This window comes from Nonomuraea sp. NPDC059023 (assembly GCF_042740095.1).
GTDB lineage: Bacteria > Actinomycetota > Actinomycetes > Streptosporangiales > Streptosporangiaceae > Nonomuraea.
The window spans coordinates 50,700-72,256 of sequence record NZ_JBHYIO010000016.1 but is presented as its reverse complement, the minus strand read 5'-3'; the positions used below and the strand labels follow the sequence as shown (position 1 = coordinate 72,256).

Genomic DNA, 21,557 nt, shown 5'->3' with positions numbered 1-21,557 from the left:
GAGAAGGCCCAGAAATGAGAACAGCCCCGGGCGCAGGGCGCACGGGGCTTCACACACACTCATCGTGTGGGGAAACTCGTATCACACCTGCGCGGGCCGTCCGCAAGAAGCGGATCCTTCGGTCACCAGGACTGGCCAAGGTGACAACCGGCGGTCTTCGGCAACGACCAGACTACGGGCTGGTCGCCGAGTTTCCAAATCGATGTTCTCTTGTGGGTTGCCGCTACGAGTTCGACGGGCTCGGCTGCGGGACGTTCGACGGCATTTCGCCGACCTGGTCCGCGGGCGGAGTCTGGATGTTGACGGGCTCGTTGAAGCCCTTGAAGAACAGGGTGGCGTCGAGCTTGCCGCCCTGCTTCTCACCGTTGAGCTGGAGCTTCGCCGGAAGGCCCTGGCCGTCGACCCAGATGTCGAACTTGACGTCCTTCAGCTCGGCCATGTTCTCCTTGGCGCGCTGCTGCTCGTCGGCCGGCAGCAGTTGCACCGCCGCCTCGACCGGGAACGTGCCGCTGAAGTGGGTCGTGTCGACGCCGTTCACGCTCTCGGTGCCGACCTGCTTGACATCCTTCGAGGCGGTGACCATCTTCGTGACCGCCGCCAGGTCGAACTGCTGGACCTGCGCCAGATACTGCTGCACCTCACCGCGGCTGTCGGCCTCGCTGAGCGAAACCTTGATCCACGGCTTGGTGGCTCCGACGAGCTTGTTGAGGGCGTCGACCTTGACGTAGACGACGTCGCCCTGCAGGACCGCCCTGGCCCCGCCCGGCAGCTCGCGGTCGCCGAATCCCGCCGTGTCAACGGTGAGATCGATCGCCAGCGTCGGCTTGCCCTGGTAGAGCATCCGGCCCTGGAGCTTTCCGCTCTGCCCGTTGGGGTCCGTCGCGTTGACCACCGCGTCAACGGTGTAGCTGGATACCTGCTCGGTCTTCTGCGCAGCCTGCGTGAGCACCTCCGAGGCGGCCAGGTTGACCTGGATGGGCTGCGCCGTCGATCCACAACCTGCTACCCCGGCCACCACCAGTGCGGCAGCAGCCGCGGCGGCAGCGAGAGAAAACCTACGCTTCACCATGCCTCCGACCCTATGTGGCTAATCACCGATCTGGCGGCTTCCCCGCACAAACCCAGGGAAACCTCGGGGGAATCCCCTAGATCTGCACAGCACCTCCACATCTCCCCGCGGTCAGACGGGCGGCGCCAGCTCGAAGTAGCGATCAAGCAGCTTGGGATCTCCGGAGACGGCCAGCCGTCGGGCGGGGATCCGCTGCCACAGGAACAACATCAGCTGCGAAGCCGTACCCGCGACCTCAAGGTCGGGGGAACCCGCGTCAAGCAGCTCATCCCCCTCGAACCGCACCGTCCAAGCGCCTTCGTCGCACACGAACCGGAAGGTCTCCCCCGCCCCCGGCGGGGCCTTCTTCAACGCCCGCCGAGCCGGGACCATGACCTCGAACGTCTGCGCCACGGCGTCCGCGGCCATCTCGGCGTCCATGTCCCCCGGCTCGCCGAGGGCGTTCTCCGCGTCCCACCGGTGGATGGCCGCCTCGATCGTCTGCATCCGCGACCAGAACCCGGCCGTCTGCTCCGCCGACCACGTCCACACCCGCTCGTCCGGGCCGGTCCTGGCGAACACGTTTCCCAGTACGGCCGCGCCCTCCGCGAACCAGTCGACCAAGCCGACCGGCAACACCCCGAGGCTCGGCGCCCGCCCCGACAGCGGCCACCCCTCGGTATCGGCGGGCAGCAGGTGCGCCAGCCCGCTGGGATCCGGCGGCTGCGCGAGCCGTTCCTCGATGACCGCCGTCACCACCCGGTGCACGCCCGACAGGTGCATCACCAGGTCGGACATCGTCCACCCCGCACACGACGGAACCGGCGGCGCCTCCCGCCCCGCCACCCGCCGGCACGCGGCCTCGAACGCCTGGACCTCGCGATGAAAATGAGCGACGTAGTCCATGCCCTCCACTCTGGCACGCGTGTCCACGCTCCCGTCGTCTCCTACCCGCCTTCTACCCGCCGAAAGTCCGCCGGTACGCGGCCGGGGTGGTGCCGAGGCGGGCGTGGAAGTGGCGCCGCAGGTTCACCGCCGACGACAGCCCGACCCTGGCGGCGATCGTCTCGACGGGCAACGGCGTGCGCTCCAGCAGCTCACGTGCGGCGTCCACCCGCTGGGCGAGCAGCCACTGACCAGGGCTGACCCCCAGATCGGCGGCGAAGCGACGCGCGAACGTACGCGGCGACAGGCGGGCCCGCCGCGCCAGATCCCCGACCGTGAGGGGCTGGTCGAGCCGCCCCGCCGCCCAGTCGAGCACCGCACCCAGCGACCCGTCACGTTCGCGCGCCGGCGCCGGCCGCACGAACTGCGCCTGCCCGCCCTCCCTGCGCGGCGGCATCACCATGTGCTGGGCGATCTCCGTGGCGTAGGCGGCGCCGTGGTCGTTCCTGACGATGTGCAGGCAAAGATCCAGTCCAGCGGCGGTCCCCGCCGACGTCGCCACATCGCCGTGATCGACATAGAGAACGTCAGGATCCACCGTCACATCCGGATACCGCAGCGCCAGTTCCTCCGTCCGCCGCCAATGCGTGGTGGCCCGCCGCCCACTCAGCAGCCCGGCCTCGGCCACCAGAAACGCCGCCGAACAGATGGACACGATCCGCGCCCCACGGCGATGCGCCCGCCGTACCGCGTCAATGATCTCCCCGGGAACGTCGTCCGCCTGCCAGCCCGGAATCACCACGGTGTCCGCGCTCTCCAGCGCCTCCAGCCCGTCGCCGACTCCGATCGTGTAGCCGCCGAGCGTGGGCACCTGCCCGGGTTCGAGGGCGCAGATGCCGAAGTCATAGCGCGCGGGCATCCCCGGCCGCCGCAGCCCGAACACCTCCGTGACACACGCCAGCTCGAACGGCGCCTGCGGAGGATGTACCAGCGCGACCACTCTGATCATGGCAGCAATATACCCAGAGATGACATTCCAGCCACTTTTCCCCTGGTACGCCGCCCGCCACGATGGGCCCCATGCCAGAAATCCCGAAGCTCACCCACGTGGCCATCGACACCGTGGAGACCAGCGACATCGCCCCCGGCATCGTCCGCCGCGGCCTGCCCGGCGGCGCCCTGGCCGCCCGCGCCTTCGACTTCGCCCCCGGCACCACCTGGCCGGAACCCGACCACCACGTCACCGACGAACTCATCTACGTGGCCGAGGGCGAACTCCTCGACAACGGCCACACCTTCCCCGCCGGATCCTTCCTCCACTACCACCCCGGCTCCGTCCACCAGCCCGGCACCCGAACCGGCACCCGCATCCTCGTCTTCAGCCTCCCCCACACCACCCCCACAGACTGACCACCCGAGCGACCATCTCGCCACGGCTGTCATCTTGAACACATGGTCACGACACCTCACGGGCAGCTGGTACGACGCCACGCCGAGCAAGCGATCAAGGACGCACTGGCCGACACCCGCGTCGTCCTGGTCAACGGCGCCCGGCAGTCGGGCAAGAGCACACTGGTCCGACTGCCGGCGAAGTCAGACGGCACCGAGTGGCGTGACCTGGACGACGCCGTGACCCGGCAGGCCGCACTGAGCGACCCCAGCGGGTTCGTCGACTTTCCCGAGCGAATGGTCATCGACGAGATTCAGCGAGCCCCCGAACTACTCCTGGCCATCAAGTGCCAGGTAGACGCAGACCCGAGGCCCGGCAGATACCTGCTCACCGCCTCGTCGCGCCTCCTCGCGCTTCGCGGGCTACCGGACACTCTGCCCGGCCGTATGGAGACGATCGAGCTCTGGCCGTTCGCGCAGGGCGAGATCGACGGACAGCCCGACGGCTTCATCGATGCGATCTTCACCCATGGCCCCACGCTGAGGCACAACTCCCAGGTAACCCGAGCGGACTACGCCGAACGCCTGATCCGCGGCGGCTACCCCGAGGCGGTCACCCGTCGCCGGCAACGCTTCTTCGACTCCTACATCGGCGACCTGATCAACCGCGATGTGATGCAACTGTCGGAGATCGAGCGCACCGCGGAACTGCGTGCGTTGATCAGGCTGCTGGCGGCCAGGTCCGGCCAACTCCTCGTCACCCAGAGCCTGAGCCGTGATCTCGGCCTGCCCGGCAGCACCACCGCACGGTTCCTCGCGCTCCTCGAAGAAGTCTTCCTGGTGAAGCGGGTACCCGCCTGGTCGAGGAACATCAGCAGCCGGGCCGTCCGCACCCCCAAGATCGCCTTTGTGGACTCGGGGGTGGCCGCGAACCTGCTCGGCACCGACGCTCGCGGCCTGCTGCGGCCGGGCTCCGCGTTCGGCCCGCTGCTGGAGGGTTTCGTCCTCATGGAGCTGGCCAGGCAGACAACCTGGTCGGAAACTCTGGTCGAGCTCTACCACTACCGAACCAAGGATCAGGTGGAGGTGGACGCCATCCTTGAGACCCGTCAGGGCCAGGTGGTGGGCATCGAGGTCAAGGCGGCGTCCACCGTACGCCCGGACGACTTCAAGGGGCTGCGTCACCTCGCCGAGCGCGTCGGCCCCGACTTCATCGCCGGCCTGGTCCTGCATACCGGCACCGGCACCTTCTCCTTCGGAGACCGGATGCTGGCCGTACCGGTGAGCGCGCTGTGGCAGGCACGGGCCGGCGGTTAGAAGAGGGCCTGGCCCACCGTCGGCCTCGCGCAGACGGAGGTGTTCTCGATGCAGGCTTCCGCCGGACGCGTGCCGTCGACCATCTTCGTCCACGCGACATGGTGGACCATGTTCTCGAACAGCGGTGTGCCGTTGTTGTTCCTGACGTAGATCCTGCGGTCCAGCGGCGCGCCGATCACGGTGGCCCACTTCGCCTTGCAGGAGGGGCTGTAGTACCCCTGCAGCAGGCGGTCGCGGAACCACACCTCCGCGATCGGCCTGGAATCCTTGTCGCATCCGGTGGTGAGCGGGTCCTTGTTGAAGCATCCTGCCCCTGTGCACGCGGGCGCCGTGACGGCGGCCGTCGCCGGGTGCGCCCCGGACAGCAGGGCCGCGACGACGAGACCGGTGGCGATGTTCCTGACGCGCATGACTCCCCCAGACGAGATGGTCACTCAGTGTTGCCGCTCAGGAGCATAGAGCAATAGTGATCTTGCCTGAAGGACTCGGGCCGTGACGCCTACTCACGACCGCTGCGGAGGGCCTAGAAGAGCCGCTCAAGCCGCGCACGGTGATCATCCATCAAGCCGGCCGCCTGCACAGCGCTCGCCCTCCCAACCCACGGTCGACACCTCCCCGACTGTGCCAGCGGGCTCACCACGGAGCGAAGCAGACTGGACACCGCCCCAGGACTACAGGGGAGCCCGCCACACCTGGGCTTGCCCCACCCAAGAAAGGGCTGCCCGAGCGAAGCGAGGGCCGTGCCTTTGGAGTGGGGGCGCGGGGGGCTCTGCCCCCCGGTCAGACGCTGCCGGAGCCGCCCATGCGCGAAGCGCCCGCACGAAAGCGCGAAGGCCCGAGCCCTCAGGGCCCGAGCCGGTAAAGCAGAAGGCCCCGCCGTACAACGGCAGGGCCTTGAGCGGATGCAGCCAGTACGGCTAGCCGTCCAGCTCCGCGGTGAGCCCGCGGGTGGCGTTGGGGTCGACCGGGACGCCGGGGCCCATCGTGGTGGAGAAGGTGACCTTCTTCACGTAACGGCCCTTGGCGGCCGACGGCTTGAGACGGAGCACCTCGTCCAGCGCGGCGGCGTAGTTCTCGATGAGCTGGCGCTCGGGGAACGACGTCTTGCCGATGATGAAGTGCAGGTTCGCCTGCCGGTCGGTGCGGAACTCGATCTTGCCGCCCTTGATCTCCGTCACGGCCTTGGCGACGTCGGGCGTCACGGTGCCGGTCTTCGGGTTGGGCATGAGGCCACGGGGACCGAGCACGCGGCCCAGGCGGCCGACCTTGCCCATCAGGTCGGGGGTGGCCACGACGGCGTCGAACTCGTTGAGGCGGTTGCCCTTGGAGATCTCGTCGATGAGCTCGTCGGCGCCGACGATGTCGGCTCCGGCCTCGCGGGCTGCCTCGGCACGGTCACCGGTCGCGAAGACCAGGACCCGGGCGGTCTTACCGGTGCCGTGCGGGAGGTTGACCGTGCCGCGCACGATCTGGTCGGCCTTGCGAGGGTCGACGCCCAGTCGGAGCGCGACCTCGACGGTCGCGTCGAACTTGGTGGTGGTGGTCTCCTTGGCCAGCTTGGCGGCTTCGGCCGGAGAGTAGAGCTTGTCGCGGTCGACCTTGGCCGCCGCGTCCTTGTGCGCCTTGCTGCGCTGCATGGCAATCTCCTGTGGTGGAGTCTGTGGTGCGGGCCAGCGCGGCCCTTCCACGGTGGTCGGAAGGTTAGTCGGCGACGGTGATGCCCATCGACCGGGCGGTGCCGGCGATGATCTTCTCCGCTGCTTCGACGTCGTTGGCGTTGAGGTCCGGCATCTTGGTCTCGGCGATGCTGCGGAGCTGCTCGCGGCTGAGCTTGCCGACCTTCTCCTTGTGCGGGACCGCGCTGCCCTTGTCGAGGCCCAGGGCCTTCTTGATCAGCTCAGGCGCCGGGGGCGTCTTCGTGATGAAGGTGAAGCTACGGTCTTCGAAGATGGTGATCTCAACGGGGATGATGTTGCCCCGCTGAGCCTCCGTCGCAGCGTTGTACTGCTTGACGAAGTCCATGATGTTGACGCCGTGGGGACCGAGGGCGGTACCGACGGGCGGGGCCGGGGTGGCCTGACCAGCGGGGAGCTGGACCTTGACCAAGGCCGCGATCTTCTTCTTCGGAGGCATTTTTCCTACTCCGGGTCCTGATAGGTGATGTGTTCGGCCGGGTACCTGGCCGAACATGTCGGAAGGCCGCCCTTCGCGAGAGACGGCCAGCCGAACGACTCAGTGTATGTCAGATCTTGGAGACCTGGTTAAACGACAGCTCGACCGGGGTCTCGCGGCCGAAGATGGAGACCAGCACCTTGAGCTTCTGCGACTCGGGGCTGATCTCGCTCACCGAGGCGGGCAGAGTGGCGAACGGACCGTCCATGACGGTGACCGACTCGCCGATCTCGAACTCGACCGTGGGGCCGGCGGACGCCTTGGTCTTGGTCTGCTTGGCCTCTTCGCTCGGCTCCGGGGCCAGTAGCTTGGCGACCTCGTCGAGGCTGAGCGGGGAAGGCTTGTTGGACAGGCCGACGAAGCCGGTCACACCGGGCGTGTTACGCACGGCGGCCCAGGACTCGTCGGTCAGCTCCATGCGTACCAGGACGTAGCCGGGCAGCACGCGCTCCTTGACCGGGACCTTCTTGCCGCTCTTGAACTCCTGGACGGTGTGCGTGGGCACCTCGACCTGGAAGATGTAGTCCTCCATGTTGAGCGATACGTTGCGGCTCTCGATGTTGGACTTCACCCGGTTCTCGTAGCCGGCGTAGGAGTGGATGACGTACCACTCGCCGAGCTGGCCACGCAGCGACTGCTTGAACTCCTCGACCGGGTCGACCTCCGGGACGTCCTCGTCCTCGGCGTCGTCATCGCCCTCTACCTCATCGACGGCGGCGGGAACCTCAGCGTCGTCGTCCTCGGCCTCATCGACCTCATCGGCGGCAGGAGCCTCGGCGACGACGTCGTCGTCGGCGGGCTCGGCAGCCTCGTCAGCGGCCTCTTCCGGCTCGGCGTCCCACTCTTCGCGGGGCTCGTCGGCCGGGAATGAAGACTCGGACACGGTGACATTTCCTCTTTCGTCGAATCGCGTGGCGAAGGGTTATTCCCCGCCGAAGACGCGGATGACACCCCAGCCCAGGGCGGCGTCGAGGCCGTAAACGATCCCAACCATGATCAGAACGAATATCAGAACGACCGTGGTGTAGGTGATGAGATCCTTGCGTGTCGGCCAGATGACCTTACGCAGCTCGTTGACCACCTGCCGGTAGAAAAGGGCAGGAGATGTGCGGGTCTTCTTCTCGCCACTAGGCTTGCCTGCGGTCTCGCCGCGCGTGTCGATCGCCACAGTCCTCACCTGATCCGTCGTGTCCAACGCAGATTGCGGCGCGCTTTCACGCCAAGCTGCGCGGACCGCACTCGCAGGGCACGAGGGACTCGAACCCCCAACCGCCGGTTTTGGAGACCGGTGCGCTACCAATTGCGCTAGTGCCCTATGTCGCCAACCAGACTACCCCGGCCGGCTCACTGCCCGGACCGAACCGCGGCTCGACATGCGGCGGCAGGACCAGGCGAGAGTCTACGGGTGAATACCCCGCCACGTCGAACCGAATCTGATCGCCCAGGTCACAGCACCCGGGAAACAGCATCGTGGGAGCATGGAGCCATGTCCACCCGACCCCGCATCTCCACACGAATCTCCGCGATCTCCGAGTCCGCCACCCTCGCCGTAGACGCCAAGGCCAAGGCGATGAAGGCCGCTGGCCGCCCGGTCATCGGCTTCGGCGCCGGCGAGCCGGATTTCTCCACGCCCGGCTACATCGTCGAGGCGGCCGTCGAGGCCGCGCGCGACCCCAAGAACCACAAGTACACCCCGGCGGGCGGCCTGCCCGAGCTGAAGCAGGCCATCGCCGAGAAGACGGCGCGCGACTCGGGCTTCCAGGTCGAGGCCGCCCAGGTCCTGGTCACCAACGGCGGCAAGCAGGCCGTCTACGAGGCGTTCGCGACCCTGCTGGACCCGGGTGACGAGGTCCTGGCCGTCGCCCCCTACTGGACCACCTACCCCGAGGCGATCAAGCTGGCCGGGGGCGTCCAGGTCGACGTGGTCACCGACGAGTCCACAGGCTACCTGGCCTCGGTGGAGCAACTGGAGGCCGCGCGCACCGAGCGTACGAAGGTGCTGCTGTTCGTCTCGCCGTCCAACCCGACCGGCGCGGTCTACAGCCGCGCCGAGGTCGAGGCCATCGGCCGCTGGGCGAGCGAGCACGGCCTGTGGGTCGTCACCGACGAGATCTACGAGCATCTGGTGTACGGCGGCGCCGAGTTCACCAGCATCGCCCACTACGTCCCGGCCGACCACGTCGTCATCCTCAACGGCGTCGCCAAGACCTACGCGATGACCGGCTGGCGGGTGGGCTGGATGATCGGCCCGAAGGACGTCGTCAAGGCGGCCACCAACCTCCAGTCGCACGCCACCTCGAATGTCTCCAACGTGGCCCAGGTCGCCGCGCTGGCCGCGGTCAAGGGTGATCTGTCGGCCGTGTCCGAGATGCGCGAGGCGTTCGACCGCCGCCGCCAGACGATGGTGCGCATGCTCAACGACATCCCGGGCGTGTTCTGCCCGGAGCCGAAGGGCGCCTTCTACGCCTACCCGTCGGTCAAGGAGGTGCTCGGCAAGGAGATCCGCGGCCGCCGCCCCCAGACCTCGGCGGAGCTGGCGGAGCTGATCCTGGAGGAGGCCGAGGTCGCGGTGGTCCCGGGCGAGGCCTTCGGCACCCCCGGGTACTTCCGCCTGTCCTACGCGCTGGGCGACCAGGACCTCGCCGAGGGCGTGGGCCGCATCGCCAAGCTGCTGTCAGAGGCCCGCTAACCGCCAAGGCGGGCCACCAGAGCGGGTCACCAGGGCGGTCCGTACCAGTGGTCGGGCTACCCGGCGCCGATCGAGGACGCGACCGTGGCGATCTGGTCGGCCAGGTCGGGCGTCGCCGCGATGTACACGGCGAGGCCCGGCCGGTCGAGCCACATGAAGTGCCGGACGCTGCCCCGGGTGTTCCAGCGCAGCGCCGGCCGCCCTTCGTGCGTGCTCAGCCGCGAGTCGCCGATCAGCGTGACGAACCGCTGGGCCGAGTGCACGCCGCACACCACCCCGATCCACAGGGTGTCGTCCGCGCTGCCGAAGGCGACGCTCTGCGCCTCGTACCGGCTGGGCAGCCCGGGGATGCGGCTGGTCGTGTCGCCGCGCTTGAGCCCGGCGGGAACGGTGTAGGTGATCCGCTGCTCGCCGCACCCCAGCACCGTCGCCCGCGCGGGCTCCGGACTGGGGCTGGGGACGACCCGGCTCTCCGGTACGGCGGTGCCGCACCCGCCCAGAGCGAACACGAGCGCCAACGTTGCCAACCGCCGCATCGTCCGCCTTCCGGAAAAGGTCCCTAGTCTCCCACCGGGGCCTTCACCGAGGCCGCGATGGCGAGCAGCTCCTTGGCCAGCGGCTCGCTGACGCGGATCCACGCGCCGGTGCCGACGCGTTCCAGCCAGACGATCATCTTGCCGCCTTCCGGATGGGCGCCGACCACGGCGGGCTTGCCGCGCACGGTGGTCTCGCGGGCGCGCTCAAGGTCGGCCCGCTTGCGGTAGGTCTCCCAGTCAGCAGCGACAGTACCGTGTTCGACCTGCGCCTCGACCGTGCGTTCGCCGGTTCCGAAGCGGGCCCAGCCGCCGTCGGCGCCCTTGTCCTGGGCGATCACCCCGCCGCCGGTCCGTTCCAGGCCCGCGGGGAGATAGGTGAGCCAGAAGTTGTCGGAGACGACGGCGATCGTGGTGGGCTTGATCATCGCGGGGGCGGGAGGCGGCGGCGCGGGCCGGGGTTGTTGTCCGAAATCTGCGGAGAACACCAGGGAGAGCGCCACCACCGACGACACCAGGGCCAGGACCGAGAACGCGGCACGCCACCATTGCCCTGAATGCATACCCGGTAGATCCCCAGTTTCGGGCGGACTTTACTCGGAGATCGGATGAATTCCTTCCGCGATTTTGACGAGCTCGTCCTTGATCTTGTCCTTGCCGATGTTCTTGACGCGGAACTGGCTCATCATGACCTCGACCGCGAGGCCGTCACGCAGCTTCCAGCCGATGGTGTGGGTGCCGCCCTCCGGCTCGGTGTACGCGCCCACCTTGGCCACCTCGCCGCCCTCCGACACGTTGGCCAGGTAGGCCTTCTTCCCCTTGATCTCGACCGTTTCGGCGCCCTGGCCGGGGAACTCCGCCAGCCGGTTCTCGACGAACGACGCCGCCTCACCCTCGTAGACGACGATCTGGATGGAGTAGGCGCCGTCCTTGTTGGGCTCGTCGAAGGTGGTGGTGTAGGAGGTCTTCCCGAAGCCGTTCTTGCCCGACCACTTGCCCCAGGACAGTCCCTCGGGGACGTATCCCACCCGGATCCCGCCGAACTCCCGGCCGTCGCCCAGGTCGCCGAGGTCCTGCAGGTCGGAGGTCAGCGTCACCTTGGTGCCGGGCTCGACCTCCTCGCCCGCGGCGGGCTTCTGCCCGTTGACGAACTGGGGGATTTCGCCAATGTCGTCGACCTGGAGCCCGGCGGCTCTCAGCGTCTTCACCGCCTGATCCAGCTTGAGGCCGTTCACGTCGGGCACCGTCACCTTGGTCGTGACCACGGCCGAGGCGGTCTCGTTGCCCCTGACCTGCTGGGGTTCGTTGGAGGTGAGGACCGCGGGCACCGTCACCGCCACCGCCGCGGTGACCAGGGCGGCGCCCGCCGTACGAAATCTGATGGTGTGGCGGCGGCGGGCGCGGCGCACGGAGCGCCCCAGCGTCGGCGGCGCGTGGACGTCGGCGACGTGCCTGGCCATCGCCTCCCTGAGCTCTTCCTCGACGTTCATCGAAACACTCCTTCCTTGACGCTCTCGCGCATCTTGGCCAGTCCTCTGGCCGCCTGGCTCTTCACGGTGCCGAGCGAGCAGCCCAGCAGCGCCGCGGTGGCGCTCTCCGACTGGTCCTCCCAGTAGCGGAGGACCAGGACGGCCCGCATCCTGGGCGGCAGCCTGCGCAGTTCCCCGATGAGGCTGTCGCGCAGGTCCACGTCGGGCGAGCCGGCCACGGTCTCGGGCGGCCGGGCGAAGGTGATCTCCTGCAGCACCCGGCGGCGCCTGGCCTTGTTGATGGCCGCGTTCACGACGACCTTGCGCGCGTACGCCTCGGGGTTGTCGCGGCGGATCCTCGACCAGTGCCGGTAGACCTTCTCCAGTGCGCCCTGGACCAGGTCTTCGGCGTCGTGCGCCGACGCGCCGCAGACCAGTACCGCGGTCCGCAGCAGCGAGGTGCTTCTGGCGGCCACGAACTCGTCGAAGGCCGCCTCGTCTTCATCCGTCATCAGCGGGGTCCCCTTTCGCCTTCCACAACACGCGAACCCGCCGGGAAGTTGAGTGGAAGAATAAGGAGATGCACCGCCCGCTCCACATGCTCCCCAAGGCCCACCTGCACCTGCACTTCACCGGCTCGATGCGCCACTCGACACTGATCGAGCTGGCCAGGTCGCAGGGCCTGCACCTGCCGGACGCGCTGGAGGAGGACTGGCCGCCGCGGCTGCGCGCGACCGACGAGCGGGGCTGGTTCCGCTTCCAGCGGCTCTACGACATCGCCAGGTCCGTGCTGTCCACGCCCGAGCACGTCTACCGGCTGCTGCGCGAGGCCGCCGAGGACGAGGCCGCCGAGGGTTCGCGCTGGCTGGAGATCCAGGTCGACCCGTCGGGCTTTCAGCAGCGCTTCGGCGGGCTGACCGCGACGCTGGAGCTGATGCTCGACGCGGCCGCGCGCGCCGCCGCGCATGCCGGGATCGGTGTCGCGGTGATCGTCGCGGCCAACAGGACCCGCCACCCGCTCGACGCGAACACGCTGGCCAGGCTCGCCGTGCAGTACGCCGGCCGCGGGGTCGTCGGCTTCGGCCTGTCCAACGACGAACGGCGCGGCGAGGCCAGGGAGTTCGAGCGCGCCTTCCGCATCGCCAAGCGCGCGGGCCTGCTGTCCCTGCCCCACGGCGGCGAACTGCTCGGCCCCCGCAGCATCGAGCAGTGCGTCAACGACCTCCACGCCGACCGCGTCGGCCACGGCGTGCGCGCGGCGGAGTCGGAGCGGCTCATGGAACGGCTGGCCGACCGGCAGATCTGCTGCGAGGTCTGCCCGACCTCCAACGTCGGCCTCGGGGTGGCGGAGCGGGCGGCCGACGTGCCGGTGCGGCGGTTGTTCGAGGCGGGGGTGCCGATCGCGCTGGGCGCCGACGACCCGCTGCTGTTCGGCGCGCGCCTGCTGCGCCAGTACGAGCTTCTTCGCGAGGTGTACGGCTTCCGCGACGCCGAGATCGCCGAGGTGGCCAGGCAGTCGATCAGGTCGTCGGCCGCCCCCGAGTCGGTGAGCAAGGAGATGCTCAAGGGCGTGGACGACTGGCTGGCGGCGCCGTCAGCGGAGTGAGTTCGCGATCTCCGCTGCCCGGTCCTTGTCCTTGACGCCTTCGAGGCGGAAGCCGACGCCGTGGCGCTCCCACAGCAGGGTCTCCTCGGCCAGCCGCAGCGGGAGCGGGGTGTTGTCGCCGCGCTTGAGGTAGCTGAGCCGATGGGTGCCGGTGATCCACCACGCCTCGCCGTAGCGGAGCGGGACGTTGTCGGGCCAGGGCTCGCCCATCTCCTTGAGGAAGACCGGGCTGAAGCCGCCGTCGAACTGGTCCAGCCTGATGCCGTCCCAGAACATCGACACCACGCGGCCCTTGTCGCTGATCCTCACCTCGCCGGGCTCGCCCAGGACGCTGGGGCGGTTGACCGGAAATTTCACCAGATCGGAGAGTTGGTCCGGGGTGACCGTGCGCTCGCCCGGCAGCGGCGTCGGCGTCACGGCCACCGGCGGGGCGTCGCTGATGCGCAGCTCGATGCCGGCCAGCCGCAGGATGTGCGCGACCGCCGCCCTGCCCTGCGGAGTACCCGCCGTGATCGCCACCACGACCGCGACCACGACCGCCGTGACCACCCACCGCCGCCGCCTGGCGGGCCGCCGCGACACATCCTCCCGCCCACGCGGCCGCCGGAAGAGCCCACCGGCCCGCCGAGCACCCCGCCCGTCCGTCGCGGGCGAACCCGATACGGCATCACCGGGCGGAGCCGACCCGGCGTCACCCTCGGGCGTGATGGGCGTGATGGGTTCGTCGGGTGGCGGGGCCTGCTCGGGGGCGGTGGTGTCCTCGCCGTCCGCGAGGCTGGCGCCGTCCTCGGTCTCCAGCCGGGCGCGTACGGCTGCCGCCACGTCGGAGGGAGGCGGCGCGGGCACGTCGACGGCGTCGCCGAGCGCGAGAAGTTCGGCTTCCAGGTCGTCGAACGGCTCATGCGAGGTCACGGCCCACCTCCTCCCTCAGCCTGGCCAGCCCGCGATGGGTGCTGGACTTGACGGTGCCCAGCGGCCAGTCGAGCACCTGGGCGGTCTCCGCTTCCGACAGCTGTAAGAAGTACCGGCAGACCACGGCCTGACGTTCCCGATCAGGCAGCCGCCGTACCGCTTCCAGGAGCCGGGCCCTGCGGTCGGCGGCGACAGCCGTACCCTCTGGGTCGTCGGGGGCGGCCGCGTCGGCGCTCATGCTCGCCCGCAACGTCAGCTCGGTGCGGCGGCCGCGCGAGCGGGTGAGGTTGTGCGTCTCGTTGGCGACGATCCGCAGCAGCCACGGCCGGAAGGGCGCGTCGCGGCGGAAGGAGGCGAGGTGGCGGTAGGCCTTGACGAACGCCTCCTGCACGACGTCCTCGGCCTCGTCACCGGCGCCCAGCATGGCCGCGGTGCGGTGCGCGAGCGCGCTGTAGCGGGCGACCAGCGCCTCGTAGGCGGACAGGTCGCCGGACAGCGCGCGGGTGATCGCCTCGTCGTCGTCCATGGACGAGACAGATTCCACCGCATCGCGGCCCCGCAGCGGAAGAGGTGAGCCTCATCGTTAAGCGGGCACTAGACTCTGGCAGATCCGTAGCCCCTTGAAGGAAACAAGGACTCATGTCTTCTGGGTATGACCGTGTAGTACAACCGGCGGCCGGTGACGAGGCCCTGGAGAACCACCTAGGTGGCGACGAGGCCAAGAACTACCGGCAGTACGAGTTCGACATGGTCGCACCGCACGTCGGCCGCTCGATGCTGGAGATCGGCTCCGGGCTGGGGCACTTCGCCGAGCAGTTCCTGCCGCGGCTGGACCGGCTGGTGGTCAGCGACTTCGACCCCTACTGCTGCGACCAGCTCAACAAGCGCTTCGCCGACAACTCCGACATCGAGGTCCTGCACTTCGCGCTCCCCGACGCGGTCCCGATGGAGGGCCAGGTCGACACGGTCGTCCTCATGAACGTCCTGGAGCACATCGAGGAGGACTCCGAGGCCCTGCGCTCGCTGGCCAAGGTCACGGCGCCCGGCGGCCGGATCATCATCTGGGTGCCCGGCTACATGCAGCTCTACGGAGACTTCGACCGCAAGGTCGGCCACGTCCAGCGCTACACGCCCAAGACGCTGACCCAGACGGTCATGCGCGCCGGGCTGGACATCGACGTGTGCAAGCCGATCAACTTCCTGGGCGGCATCGCCTGGTGGGCCGCGGTCCGCCGGGGCGGCGTGGGGTACCCGGACCCCCGGCTGGTCAAGATCTACGACCGCACGGTGGTGCCGACGACCCGCTTCATCGAGCGGTTCATCCGGCCCCCGTTCGGCCAGACGGTCTTCTGCGTGGCCCGGGTTCCCCAGTCCTGATCAGCCGAAGGCCACGTCCTTGGTCTCCACGATGCCGCCCTTGCGCCCCGGCGCGGTCTGGAAGCGCCAGTAGAGGTTGGTGTGGGCGATGACCTGCTCCGGCGCGGGCGCGCCCCAGGCGGACTGGTCTTCGGTGGTGTGCGCGTCGCTGACCAGCGTCGCGTCGTAGCCGCGGACGATGGCTCCGTGGAGCGTGGAGCGGATGCAGGCGTCGGTCTGCGCGCCCACCACGACGAGGTGGCCGACGCCGAGGCCGGACAGCACGCTCTCCAGGTCGGTGTCCTCGAAGGAGTCGAGGTAGACCTTGTGCACGAGCGGCTCCGCCTGGTCGGGAACCAGTTCTGGCACGATCTGCCAGCCGTCGCTGCGCAGGGCCAGTTCCTCGTCGGAGTGCTGCACCCACACGACGGGCACCTGCTCGCGCCTGGCCTTGTCCACGAGGTCGCCGATGTTGGCGACGACCGTGTCGCGCTCGTGAGCGCCGGCGACGACGCCGTTCTGCACGTCGATGACCAGCAGCGCGGTGTTGGGCCGGTCGGCGAGAGTGGTCATGAAGCCCCCTGGGTCCGTGGTGAAGCCCACACAGTAGCCGGTACTCCCGACAAATGCCGCGGGGAACGAGATCGATCCCAAGGCCGCCAGGCCCACACCCGGGTCGGCGGACCTGTGCCTGGTGAGCGCGGTGCCGATCGAGGAGGTCATCGCGCATCTGGGCGCCTCGGGGGTCGCGATCGAGGTGGGGCCGGCGCCGCGTACGGGCGCGCTGGGCGAGATGACGTCGGTCTACTTCCGTGACCCGGACGGCAACCTCATCGAGGTCTCCACGTACTAGGCCGCGCCTTCCGACTTCCGCGACAGGGGCGTAACGTCGGCGGGAGGGCGCAGATGAGCGACTATGCCAAGGCACGAGAGCTCGGCGAGCAGGCCCGTGAGACGGAGTGGAACCGGCCAAGCTTCGCGAAGCAGCTGTTCCTCGGGGATTTCCGGCTGGATCTGGTCTATCCGGTTCAGGCGGTCCCCGACGACGCGGCCAAGCGGGGGGAGGACTTCGTCCGGGCCGTCCGGAGATTCCTGGATACGCGGGTCGATCCGGCGGTCATCGAACGGACGGGGGTCGTTCCCGACGAGGTGGTCAACGGGTTCAGGGAGCTCGGGGCCTTCGGGATCACGATCGCCGAGGAGTACGGCGGGCTGGGCCTGCCGTACCTCTACTACTGCCGGGCGCTCATGCTGGTCGGGTCGTACTGCCCGGCGCTGGCCACGCTGCTGTCGGCGCATCAGTCGATCGGGGTGCCGCAGCCGCTGAAGCTGTTCGGCACCGAGGAGCAGAAGCGGAAATTCCTCCCACGCTGCGCAAAGGGTGAAATATCGGCGTTCCTGCTGACTGAGCCGGATGTGGGGTCGGACCCCGCGCGGCTGGCCACCACCGCCGTCAAGGACGGGGACGACTACGTCCTCGACGGGACGAAGCTCTGGACCACGAACGGAGTGGTCGCCGATCTGCTCGTCGTGATGGCGCGTACCGGGAAGAAGATCAGCGCCTTCGTGGTCGAGGGCGACTCGCCGGGGATCACGGTGCAGCGGCGCAACACCTTCATGGGGCTGCGCGGGATCGAGAACGGGGTCACGACGTTCGCCGGCGTGCGGGTGCCGGCGGCCAACCTGATCGGGCGCGAGGGCGAAGGGCTGAAGATCGCGCTGACCACGCTCAACACCGGGCGGCTCTCCCTGCCCGCCACCTGCGCGGGCAACGCCAAGTGGGCGGTGAAGATCGCCCGCGAGTGGAGCTCGGCGCGCGTGCAGTGGGGACGCAGCGTCGGCGAGCACGAGGCCGTGGCCACGAAGATCGCGTTCATCGCGGCCACCGCCTACGCGCTGGAGGCCGTCTGCGACCTGACCGCGCGCATGGCCGACTCGGCCGCCACCGACATCCGCATCGAGGCGGCGCTGGCCAAGCTGTACGCCACCGAGTTGTCCTACACCGCCCTCGACGAACTGGTCCAGATCAGGGGCGGACGCGGCTACGAGACCGCCGAGTCGCTGGTGGCCAGGGGCGAGCGGGGCGTACCCGCCGAGCAGATGCTGCGCGACTCCCGGATCAACCGGATCTTCGAGGGCTCCTCGGAGATCATGAAGTTGCTGATCACCCGCGAGGCGGTCGACGCCCATCTGAGCGCCGCCGGTGAGCTGATCAACCCGGACGCCTCACGCCACGAACGGGCCCAGGCGCTCCGGCGGGCGACCGCCTTCTACGCCAGGTGGCTGCCCACGCTGGTGGCGGGCTCCGGTTCGCTGCCCGCGTCGTACCCCGACTTCGGCCCGCTCGCCCGTCACCTGCGCTACGTGGAGCGGACCAGCAGGAAGCTGGCGCGCTCGCTCTTCTACGGCATGTCGCGCTGGCAGGGACGGCTGGAGCACAAGCAGGCCTTCCTCGGCCGGATCGTGGACATCGGCGCCGAGCTGTTCGCGATGACGGCCGCCTGCGTGAAGGCCAGGGAGGACGCCGCCGACCTGGGCCGGCGCCCGCAGGAACTGGCCGACACGTTCTGCCTGCAGGCCAGCCGCCGCATCCAGACGCTCTTCTCGACACTCTGGGACAACAACGACGCCCAGGAGGTACGGCTGGCGCGCTACGTCCTGGAAGGCCGCTACACCTTCCTCGAAGAGGGCATCCTCGACCCCTCGGTCGAGGGCCCGTGGATCGGCGCGCCCGAGGGCGGGGAGAACGTGCGGAGAAAGATCCCCTGACACACCCGGTCTAGACCGGTTATGCCGGTTTGTGCGTTTGGATGTTTTCAAACCGATACCCACCGGTATAGACCGGCTGCTGAACAGAGGCTTACTCTGACGCAAACGCGGTGAGCTGTGGCTCACGCACCCCCAAACCCTGTGGGCTGGGTCCGGGGCTGGTACGGACCAGCGTGACCCGTCCGACGAGAAGGCGGTATCTACGGTGAACATCAAGCTTGTGGGCGGCGCCGCTCTCGGCCTGGCCACCATGCTGGTCCTGTCCAGCTGTGGCGGCGGCTCGGGCACGCCGGCCGAGGGTGGCAACACGGCCTCCGCCGGTGGCGCGGTCACGCTGAAGATGGTCGCGGCCGACTACGGCGACGGCCCCGGCGCGGCGAACTCCGGCGACAACTTCTGGAAGGAGGTCGTCGCCGAGTTCAACAAGGCCAACCCGAACATCAAGGTCGAAGTCACCGTCATCAACTGGAATGACATCGACAAGCAGGTCGCGACCATGGTCCAGAACGGCCAGGCGCCCGACATCCTGCAGACCGGCGACTACTCCGGCTTCGTCAAGGACGGCCTGCTGCACAAGGTCGAGGAGATCGTCTCCCCGAACGTCCAGCAGGACCTGCTGGCCAAGTTCGCCGAGTTCGGCAAGGTCGACGGCGCCGCGTACGGCCTGCCGTTCGTCTCCTCCGCCCGCGCCCTGTTCTACAACAAGGAACTGTTCACCAAGGCCGGCATCGCCGAGCCGCCGAAGACCTGGGACGAGCTCAAGGCCGCGGCCGAGAAGCTGAAGAAGTCCGGCGTCAGCCAGCCCTTCGGCCTCCCGCTGGGCCAGGAGGAGGCGCAGGCCGAGGCGTTCCTGTGGATGCTGGGCAACGGCGGCGGCTACAAGGACGCCGCCGGCAAGTGGGCGATCAACTCCCCCGCCAACGTCGAGACGTTCACCTACGTCAAGGGCCTCGTCGACGCCGGCCTGACCAGCCCGAACCCCGGCACCAAGGACCGCAAGACGGTCTGGGAGGACTTCGCCGCCGGCAAGGTCGGCATGGCCAACGGCGGCCCCATGTCCATCCCGATCTTCGACAAGGGCGCCGTGAAGGACAAGTACGGCGTCGTGGCGATCCCCGGCAAGTCCGGCCCGCTCGACACGACCCTGGGCGTCATGGACTGGATCATGGCGTTCAACCAGAACAAGCACCCCGAGGAGATCAAGAAGTTCTTCGACTTCTTCTACACCGGCCCGGCCGCCGAGAAGATCGTGGACCTCTACAAGCTGCTGCCCGTCACCAACGGCGGCATCCAGAAGCTCTCGGGCGACGAGAAGCTCAAGCCGTTCCTCGACGGCCTGCCCAACGCCAGCTTCTACCCGTTCCAGGACCCCAAGTGGTCTGAGCTGAACACCCAGATCAAGCAGACCATGGGCGGCGCCGTGAAGGACCCGGCCAAGACGCTCGGTGAGCTCCAGAAGGTCGCCGAGACCGGCTGATCGGTCGAGGTGTGTACGGCAGGCGGCTCGGTGCCGGGCGCCTGCCGTACCTCCAGAAAGGGTTCGCATGAAGAAGCTGGAGCCGCTCGCCTGGGTCGGGCCCGCGGTCTTGCTGATCGCCGCGGTGGTCATCTGGCCGGTGATCGAGATGATCCGGTCGTCGTTCCTGCAGATCAGCCGGTTCGGCGTGGTCCGGGAGGGCAACTTCCCCGACAACTACACGAAGGTCTTCAACTCGAAGGACTTCGCGGACATCATGGTCCGCAGCGTGATCTGGGTGGTCGCGGTCGTCGCGCTCACCGTGCTGATCTCCCTGCTGCTGGCGCAGTTGTTCAACCAGAAGTTCCCGGGGCGCAAGCTGGCCCGCTGGGCACTGATCGCGCCGTGGGCGGCGTCGGTGCTGATGACCGCGATCGTGTTCAAGTGGATGCTCGACCCCGAGGTCGGTGTCATCAACCTGATCCGGCGTGACCTGGGCGTCTTTCTGAAAGACACCTTCGGCATCGAGCCGAGCTCGCTGGGGTTGCTCGGCGCGATGGGCGGCAGCTCGGCCGACCAGCTCGGCCAGGCCTCCACCGCGATGCCGTGGCTGATCTTCGTGGCGGTGTTCGTGTCGGTGCCGTTCACGACGTACGCGCTGCTGGCCGGCCTGGCCACTATCCCGGCCGACATCTACGAGGCGGCCAGGATGGACGGCGCCTCGAAGTTCCGCACTTACTGGTCGATCACTCTGCCGCTGCTGCGCCCCGCGCTGACCGTCGCGGCGCTGATCAACGTCATGAACGTCTTCAACAGCTTCCCGATCATCTGGGCGATGACGAAGGGCCAGCCGGGTTACGACACCGCGACGTCCACGATCTTCATGTACATCCTGAAGGGCTCCGACATCGGGGCGTCCGCGGCGATGTCGGTGGTGAACTTCGGCATGGTCATCGTGCTGACCATCATCTTCTTGCGGGTCTCCCGCTGGAACAAGGAGGTGGCGTAGGTGAGCACGCAGACCGCTCCCGCCCCGCTGAACAGGCGGCGGCACCATCACCAGCGCCCGCGCCGCTCGCACACGATGCCGCGGGTCAAGACGACGCTCATCGCCGGGCTCGCGTACCTGATCGGGTTCGTCTTCCTCTTCCCGTACCTGGTCATGGTGCTGATCGCGCTGCGGCCGCAGAACGAGCTGCGCACGGCGCAGTGGTTCCCCGACACCTGGGACCTGTCGGCGATCGGCGGGTTCTGGCGGGGCGGGCTGGCCGACAACCTGCTGGTCTCGTTGCAGGTCGCGATCGGCTCGACGTTGCTGGTGCTGATCGTGGCGCTGCCGGCGGCGTACTACACCGCGCGGCACAACTTCAGGGGGCGCACGTTCTTCCTGATCCTGGTGCTGGTCACGCAGATGTTCCAGCCGACCTCGATGGTCGTGGGCATCTACCGGGAGTTCTTCCAGTTCGGGCTGGTGGACTCGGTGTGGTCGCTGATCCTGGTCAACGGCGGTTTCAACCTGGCGTTCGCGGTGTGGATCCTCAACGCGTACTTCTCCAGCATCCCCCGTGAGCTGGAGGAGGCGGCCTTCATCGACGGCAACGGGCGGATGGGCGCGCTGTTCCGCATCACGCTCCCCCTGGCCATGCCCGGCGTGATCACGGCGCTGATCTTCACGTTCATCGCCGCGTGGAACGAGTTCGTCGTCGCGCTGACCCTGACCACGAGCCCGGAGAACCAGCCGCTGCCCGTGGCGCTGCACTCCTACATGGGCCAGTATTCCGTGGACTGGCAGGGACTGTTCGCCGGATCGGTGATCGCCACGATCCCGGTGATCATCCTGTTCGCGCTCATCGAGCGGAAGGTGGTCGGCGGTCTCACCGCCGGCTCGATCAAGTAGGCCACTCCCTGCGGCGACCTCCTCCCGCCCGCCCTTCGGCCGCCGCGCGATCCGTGGCG

The 21,557-nt window shown here is 68.6% G+C and carries 25 protein-coding genes and 1 tRNA gene; 10 read left to right on the top strand and 16 right to left on the bottom strand.

Going from position 1 to position 21,557, the window contains the following annotated elements; genetic code table 11:
- Positions 1-223 precede the first annotated feature (223 nt).
- From ACFWYW_RS26435 to ACFWYW_RS26425, 3 genes are all read right to left on the bottom strand, one after another.
- Complete coding sequence (locus ACFWYW_RS26435) at positions 224-1,069, bottom strand: DUF1396 domain-containing protein (protein ID WP_379614576.1); 846 nt, start codon at positions 1,067-1,069, stop codon at positions 224-226.
- Positions 1,070-1,180: 111 nt separating this feature from the next.
- A complete protein-coding gene (locus tag ACFWYW_RS26430; RefSeq protein ID WP_379614578.1) occupies positions 1,181-1,954 on the bottom strand; it encodes a maleylpyruvate isomerase family mycothiol-dependent enzyme in 774 nt (257 codons plus the stop codon).
- A gap of 52 nt (positions 1,955-2,006) precedes the next feature.
- Positions 2,007-2,942: a helix-turn-helix domain-containing protein gene (locus tag ACFWYW_RS26425; protein ID WP_379614580.1), complete on the bottom strand. Its 936-nt coding sequence runs from the start codon at positions 2,940-2,942 to the stop codon at positions 2,007-2,009.
- A gap of 71 nt (positions 2,943-3,013) precedes the next feature.
- Between ACFWYW_RS26425 and ACFWYW_RS26420 the strand changes: the two genes are divergently transcribed.
- Both ACFWYW_RS26420 and ACFWYW_RS26415 read left to right on the top strand, forming a co-directional pair.
- Entirely contained in the window at positions 3,014-3,343 is a 330-nt protein-coding gene (locus tag ACFWYW_RS26420; RefSeq protein WP_379614582.1) for a cupin domain-containing protein, read from the top strand.
- Positions 3,344-3,385: 42 nt separating this feature from the next.
- Entirely contained in the window at positions 3,386-4,639 is a 1,254-nt protein-coding gene (locus ACFWYW_RS26415; protein WP_379614584.1) for an ATP-binding protein, read from the top strand.
- Here ACFWYW_RS26415 and ACFWYW_RS26410 read toward each other — a convergent pair.
- From ACFWYW_RS26410 to ACFWYW_RS26385, 6 genes are all read right to left on the bottom strand, one after another.
- Positions 4,636-5,049 carry a DUF2690 domain-containing protein gene (locus ACFWYW_RS26410; protein ID WP_379614586.1) on the bottom strand — a complete coding sequence of 138 codons (414 nt, stop codon included), beginning with the start codon at positions 5,047-5,049 and terminating at the stop codon, positions 4,636-4,638. The two genes, ACFWYW_RS26415 and ACFWYW_RS26410, sit on opposite strands and share 4 nt — an antisense overlap.
- A 507-nt stretch (positions 5,050-5,556) precedes the next feature.
- Positions 5,557-6,276, bottom strand: coding sequence for a 50S ribosomal protein L1 (gene rplA / locus ACFWYW_RS26405; protein ID WP_184958103.1), 720 nt, complete (start codon positions 6,274-6,276; stop codon positions 5,557-5,559).
- A gap of 64 nt (positions 6,277-6,340) precedes the next feature.
- A complete protein-coding gene (gene rplK / locus ACFWYW_RS26400; RefSeq protein ID WP_184958104.1) occupies positions 6,341-6,772 on the bottom strand; it encodes a 50S ribosomal protein L11 in 432 nt (143 codons plus the stop codon).
- Positions 6,773-6,881: 109 nt separating this feature from the next.
- The gene (gene nusG / locus ACFWYW_RS26395) at positions 6,882-7,694 is read right to left on the bottom strand and encodes a transcription termination/antitermination protein NusG (RefSeq protein WP_379614589.1); all 813 of its coding nucleotides are present in this window, start codon (positions 7,692-7,694) and stop codon (positions 6,882-6,884) included.
- A gap of 39 nt (positions 7,695-7,733) precedes the next feature.
- Positions 7,734-7,979, bottom strand: a complete 246-nt coding sequence (gene secE, locus ACFWYW_RS26390; RefSeq protein ID WP_184958106.1) for a preprotein translocase subunit SecE — start codon at positions 7,977-7,979, stop codon at positions 7,734-7,736.
- A gap of 74 nt (positions 7,980-8,053) precedes the next feature.
- Positions 8,054-8,126: transfer RNA gene (locus ACFWYW_RS26385), tRNA-Trp, on the bottom strand.
- A gap of 171 nt (positions 8,127-8,297) precedes the next feature.
- Between ACFWYW_RS26385 and ACFWYW_RS26380 the strand changes: the two genes are divergently transcribed.
- Complete coding sequence (locus ACFWYW_RS26380) at positions 8,298-9,500, top strand: pyridoxal phosphate-dependent aminotransferase (protein WP_379614591.1); 1,203 nt, start codon at positions 8,298-8,300, stop codon at positions 9,498-9,500.
- A 56-nt stretch (positions 9,501-9,556) separates the two neighbouring features.
- Here ACFWYW_RS26380 and ACFWYW_RS26375 read toward each other — a convergent pair whose 3' ends face one another.
- From ACFWYW_RS26375 to ACFWYW_RS26360, 4 genes are read right to left on the bottom strand one after another with little or no spacing between them, the layout of a single operon-like run.
- Positions 9,557-10,027, bottom strand: a complete 471-nt coding sequence (locus ACFWYW_RS26375; RefSeq protein ID WP_379614593.1) for a hypothetical protein — start codon at positions 10,025-10,027, stop codon at positions 9,557-9,559.
- A gap of 32 nt (positions 10,028-10,059) precedes the next feature.
- Positions 10,060-10,596 carry a hypothetical protein gene (locus ACFWYW_RS26370; protein WP_379614595.1) on the bottom strand — a complete coding sequence of 179 codons (537 nt, stop codon included), beginning with the start codon at positions 10,594-10,596 and terminating at the stop codon, positions 10,060-10,062.
- 30 nt (positions 10,597-10,626) lie between these two features.
- A complete protein-coding gene (locus ACFWYW_RS26365) occupies positions 10,627-11,523 on the bottom strand; it encodes a PASTA domain-containing protein (protein WP_379614597.1) in 897 nt (298 codons plus the stop codon).
- On the bottom strand, positions 11,520-12,014 hold the full coding sequence (locus tag ACFWYW_RS26360; RefSeq protein ID WP_379614599.1) for a SigE family RNA polymerase sigma factor: 495 nt from the start codon (positions 12,012-12,014) through the stop codon (positions 11,520-11,522). The genes ACFWYW_RS26365 and ACFWYW_RS26360 overlap by 4 nt, the downstream gene beginning before the upstream one ends.
- A 68-nt stretch (positions 12,015-12,082) precedes the next feature.
- Here ACFWYW_RS26360 and ACFWYW_RS26355 point away from each other — a divergent pair, with 68 nt between their 5' ends.
- On the top strand, positions 12,083-13,108 hold the full coding sequence (locus ACFWYW_RS26355; RefSeq protein WP_379614601.1) for an adenosine deaminase: 1,026 nt from the start codon (positions 12,083-12,085) through the stop codon (positions 13,106-13,108).
- Here ACFWYW_RS26355 and ACFWYW_RS26350 read toward each other — a convergent pair.
- Together ACFWYW_RS26350 and ACFWYW_RS26345 are read right to left on the bottom strand one after the other, a co-directional pair.
- Positions 13,097-14,020 (bottom strand): hypothetical protein, encoded by a 924-nt coding sequence (locus ACFWYW_RS26350; RefSeq protein WP_379614603.1) that lies wholly within the window; start codon positions 14,018-14,020, stop codon positions 13,097-13,099. The genes ACFWYW_RS26355 and ACFWYW_RS26350 overlap by 12 nt on opposite strands.
- The gene (locus ACFWYW_RS26345; protein ID WP_379614605.1) at positions 14,007-14,546 is read right to left on the bottom strand and encodes an RNA polymerase sigma factor; all 540 of its coding nucleotides are present in this window, start codon (positions 14,544-14,546) and stop codon (positions 14,007-14,009) included. Before ACFWYW_RS26345 ends, ACFWYW_RS26350 begins: the two co-directional genes overlap by 14 nt.
- 113 nt (positions 14,547-14,659) lie before the next feature.
- Between ACFWYW_RS26345 and ACFWYW_RS26340 the strand changes: the two genes are divergently transcribed.
- The gene (locus ACFWYW_RS26340; protein ID WP_379614607.1) at positions 14,660-15,397 is read left to right on the top strand and encodes a class I SAM-dependent methyltransferase; all 738 of its coding nucleotides are present in this window, start codon (positions 14,660-14,662) and stop codon (positions 15,395-15,397) included.
- Here ACFWYW_RS26340 and ACFWYW_RS26335 read toward each other — a convergent pair whose 3' ends face one another.
- Complete coding sequence (locus tag ACFWYW_RS26335; RefSeq protein WP_379614609.1) at positions 15,398-15,949, bottom strand: isochorismatase family protein; 552 nt, start codon at positions 15,947-15,949, stop codon at positions 15,398-15,400.
- A 121-nt stretch (positions 15,950-16,070) separates the two neighbouring features.
- Between ACFWYW_RS26335 and ACFWYW_RS26330 the strand changes: the two genes are divergently transcribed.
- The 5 genes from ACFWYW_RS26330 (at position 16,071) to ACFWYW_RS26310 (ending at position 21,498) form a co-directional block, all read left to right on the top strand.
- Positions 16,071-16,229, top strand: a complete 159-nt coding sequence (locus ACFWYW_RS26330; protein ID WP_379614611.1) for a VOC family protein — start codon at positions 16,071-16,073, stop codon at positions 16,227-16,229.
- A gap of 53 nt (positions 16,230-16,282) precedes the next feature.
- A complete protein-coding gene (locus ACFWYW_RS26325) occupies positions 16,283-18,145 on the top strand; it encodes an acyl-CoA dehydrogenase family protein (protein ID WP_379614613.1) in 1,863 nt (620 codons plus the stop codon).
- A 205-nt stretch (positions 18,146-18,350) separates the two neighbouring features.
- On the top strand, positions 18,351-19,622 hold the full coding sequence (locus tag ACFWYW_RS26320; RefSeq protein ID WP_379614615.1) for an extracellular solute-binding protein: 1,272 nt from the start codon (positions 18,351-18,353) through the stop codon (positions 19,620-19,622).
- A 67-nt stretch (positions 19,623-19,689) separates the two neighbouring features.
- Positions 19,690-20,610 (top strand): carbohydrate ABC transporter permease, encoded by a 921-nt coding sequence (locus ACFWYW_RS26315; RefSeq protein ID WP_379614617.1) that lies wholly within the window; start codon positions 19,690-19,692, stop codon positions 20,608-20,610.
- On the top strand, positions 20,611-21,498 hold the full coding sequence (locus ACFWYW_RS26310) for a carbohydrate ABC transporter permease (protein WP_379614619.1): 888 nt from the start codon (positions 20,611-20,613) through the stop codon (positions 21,496-21,498).
- Positions 21,499-21,557: the final 59 nt, after the last annotated feature.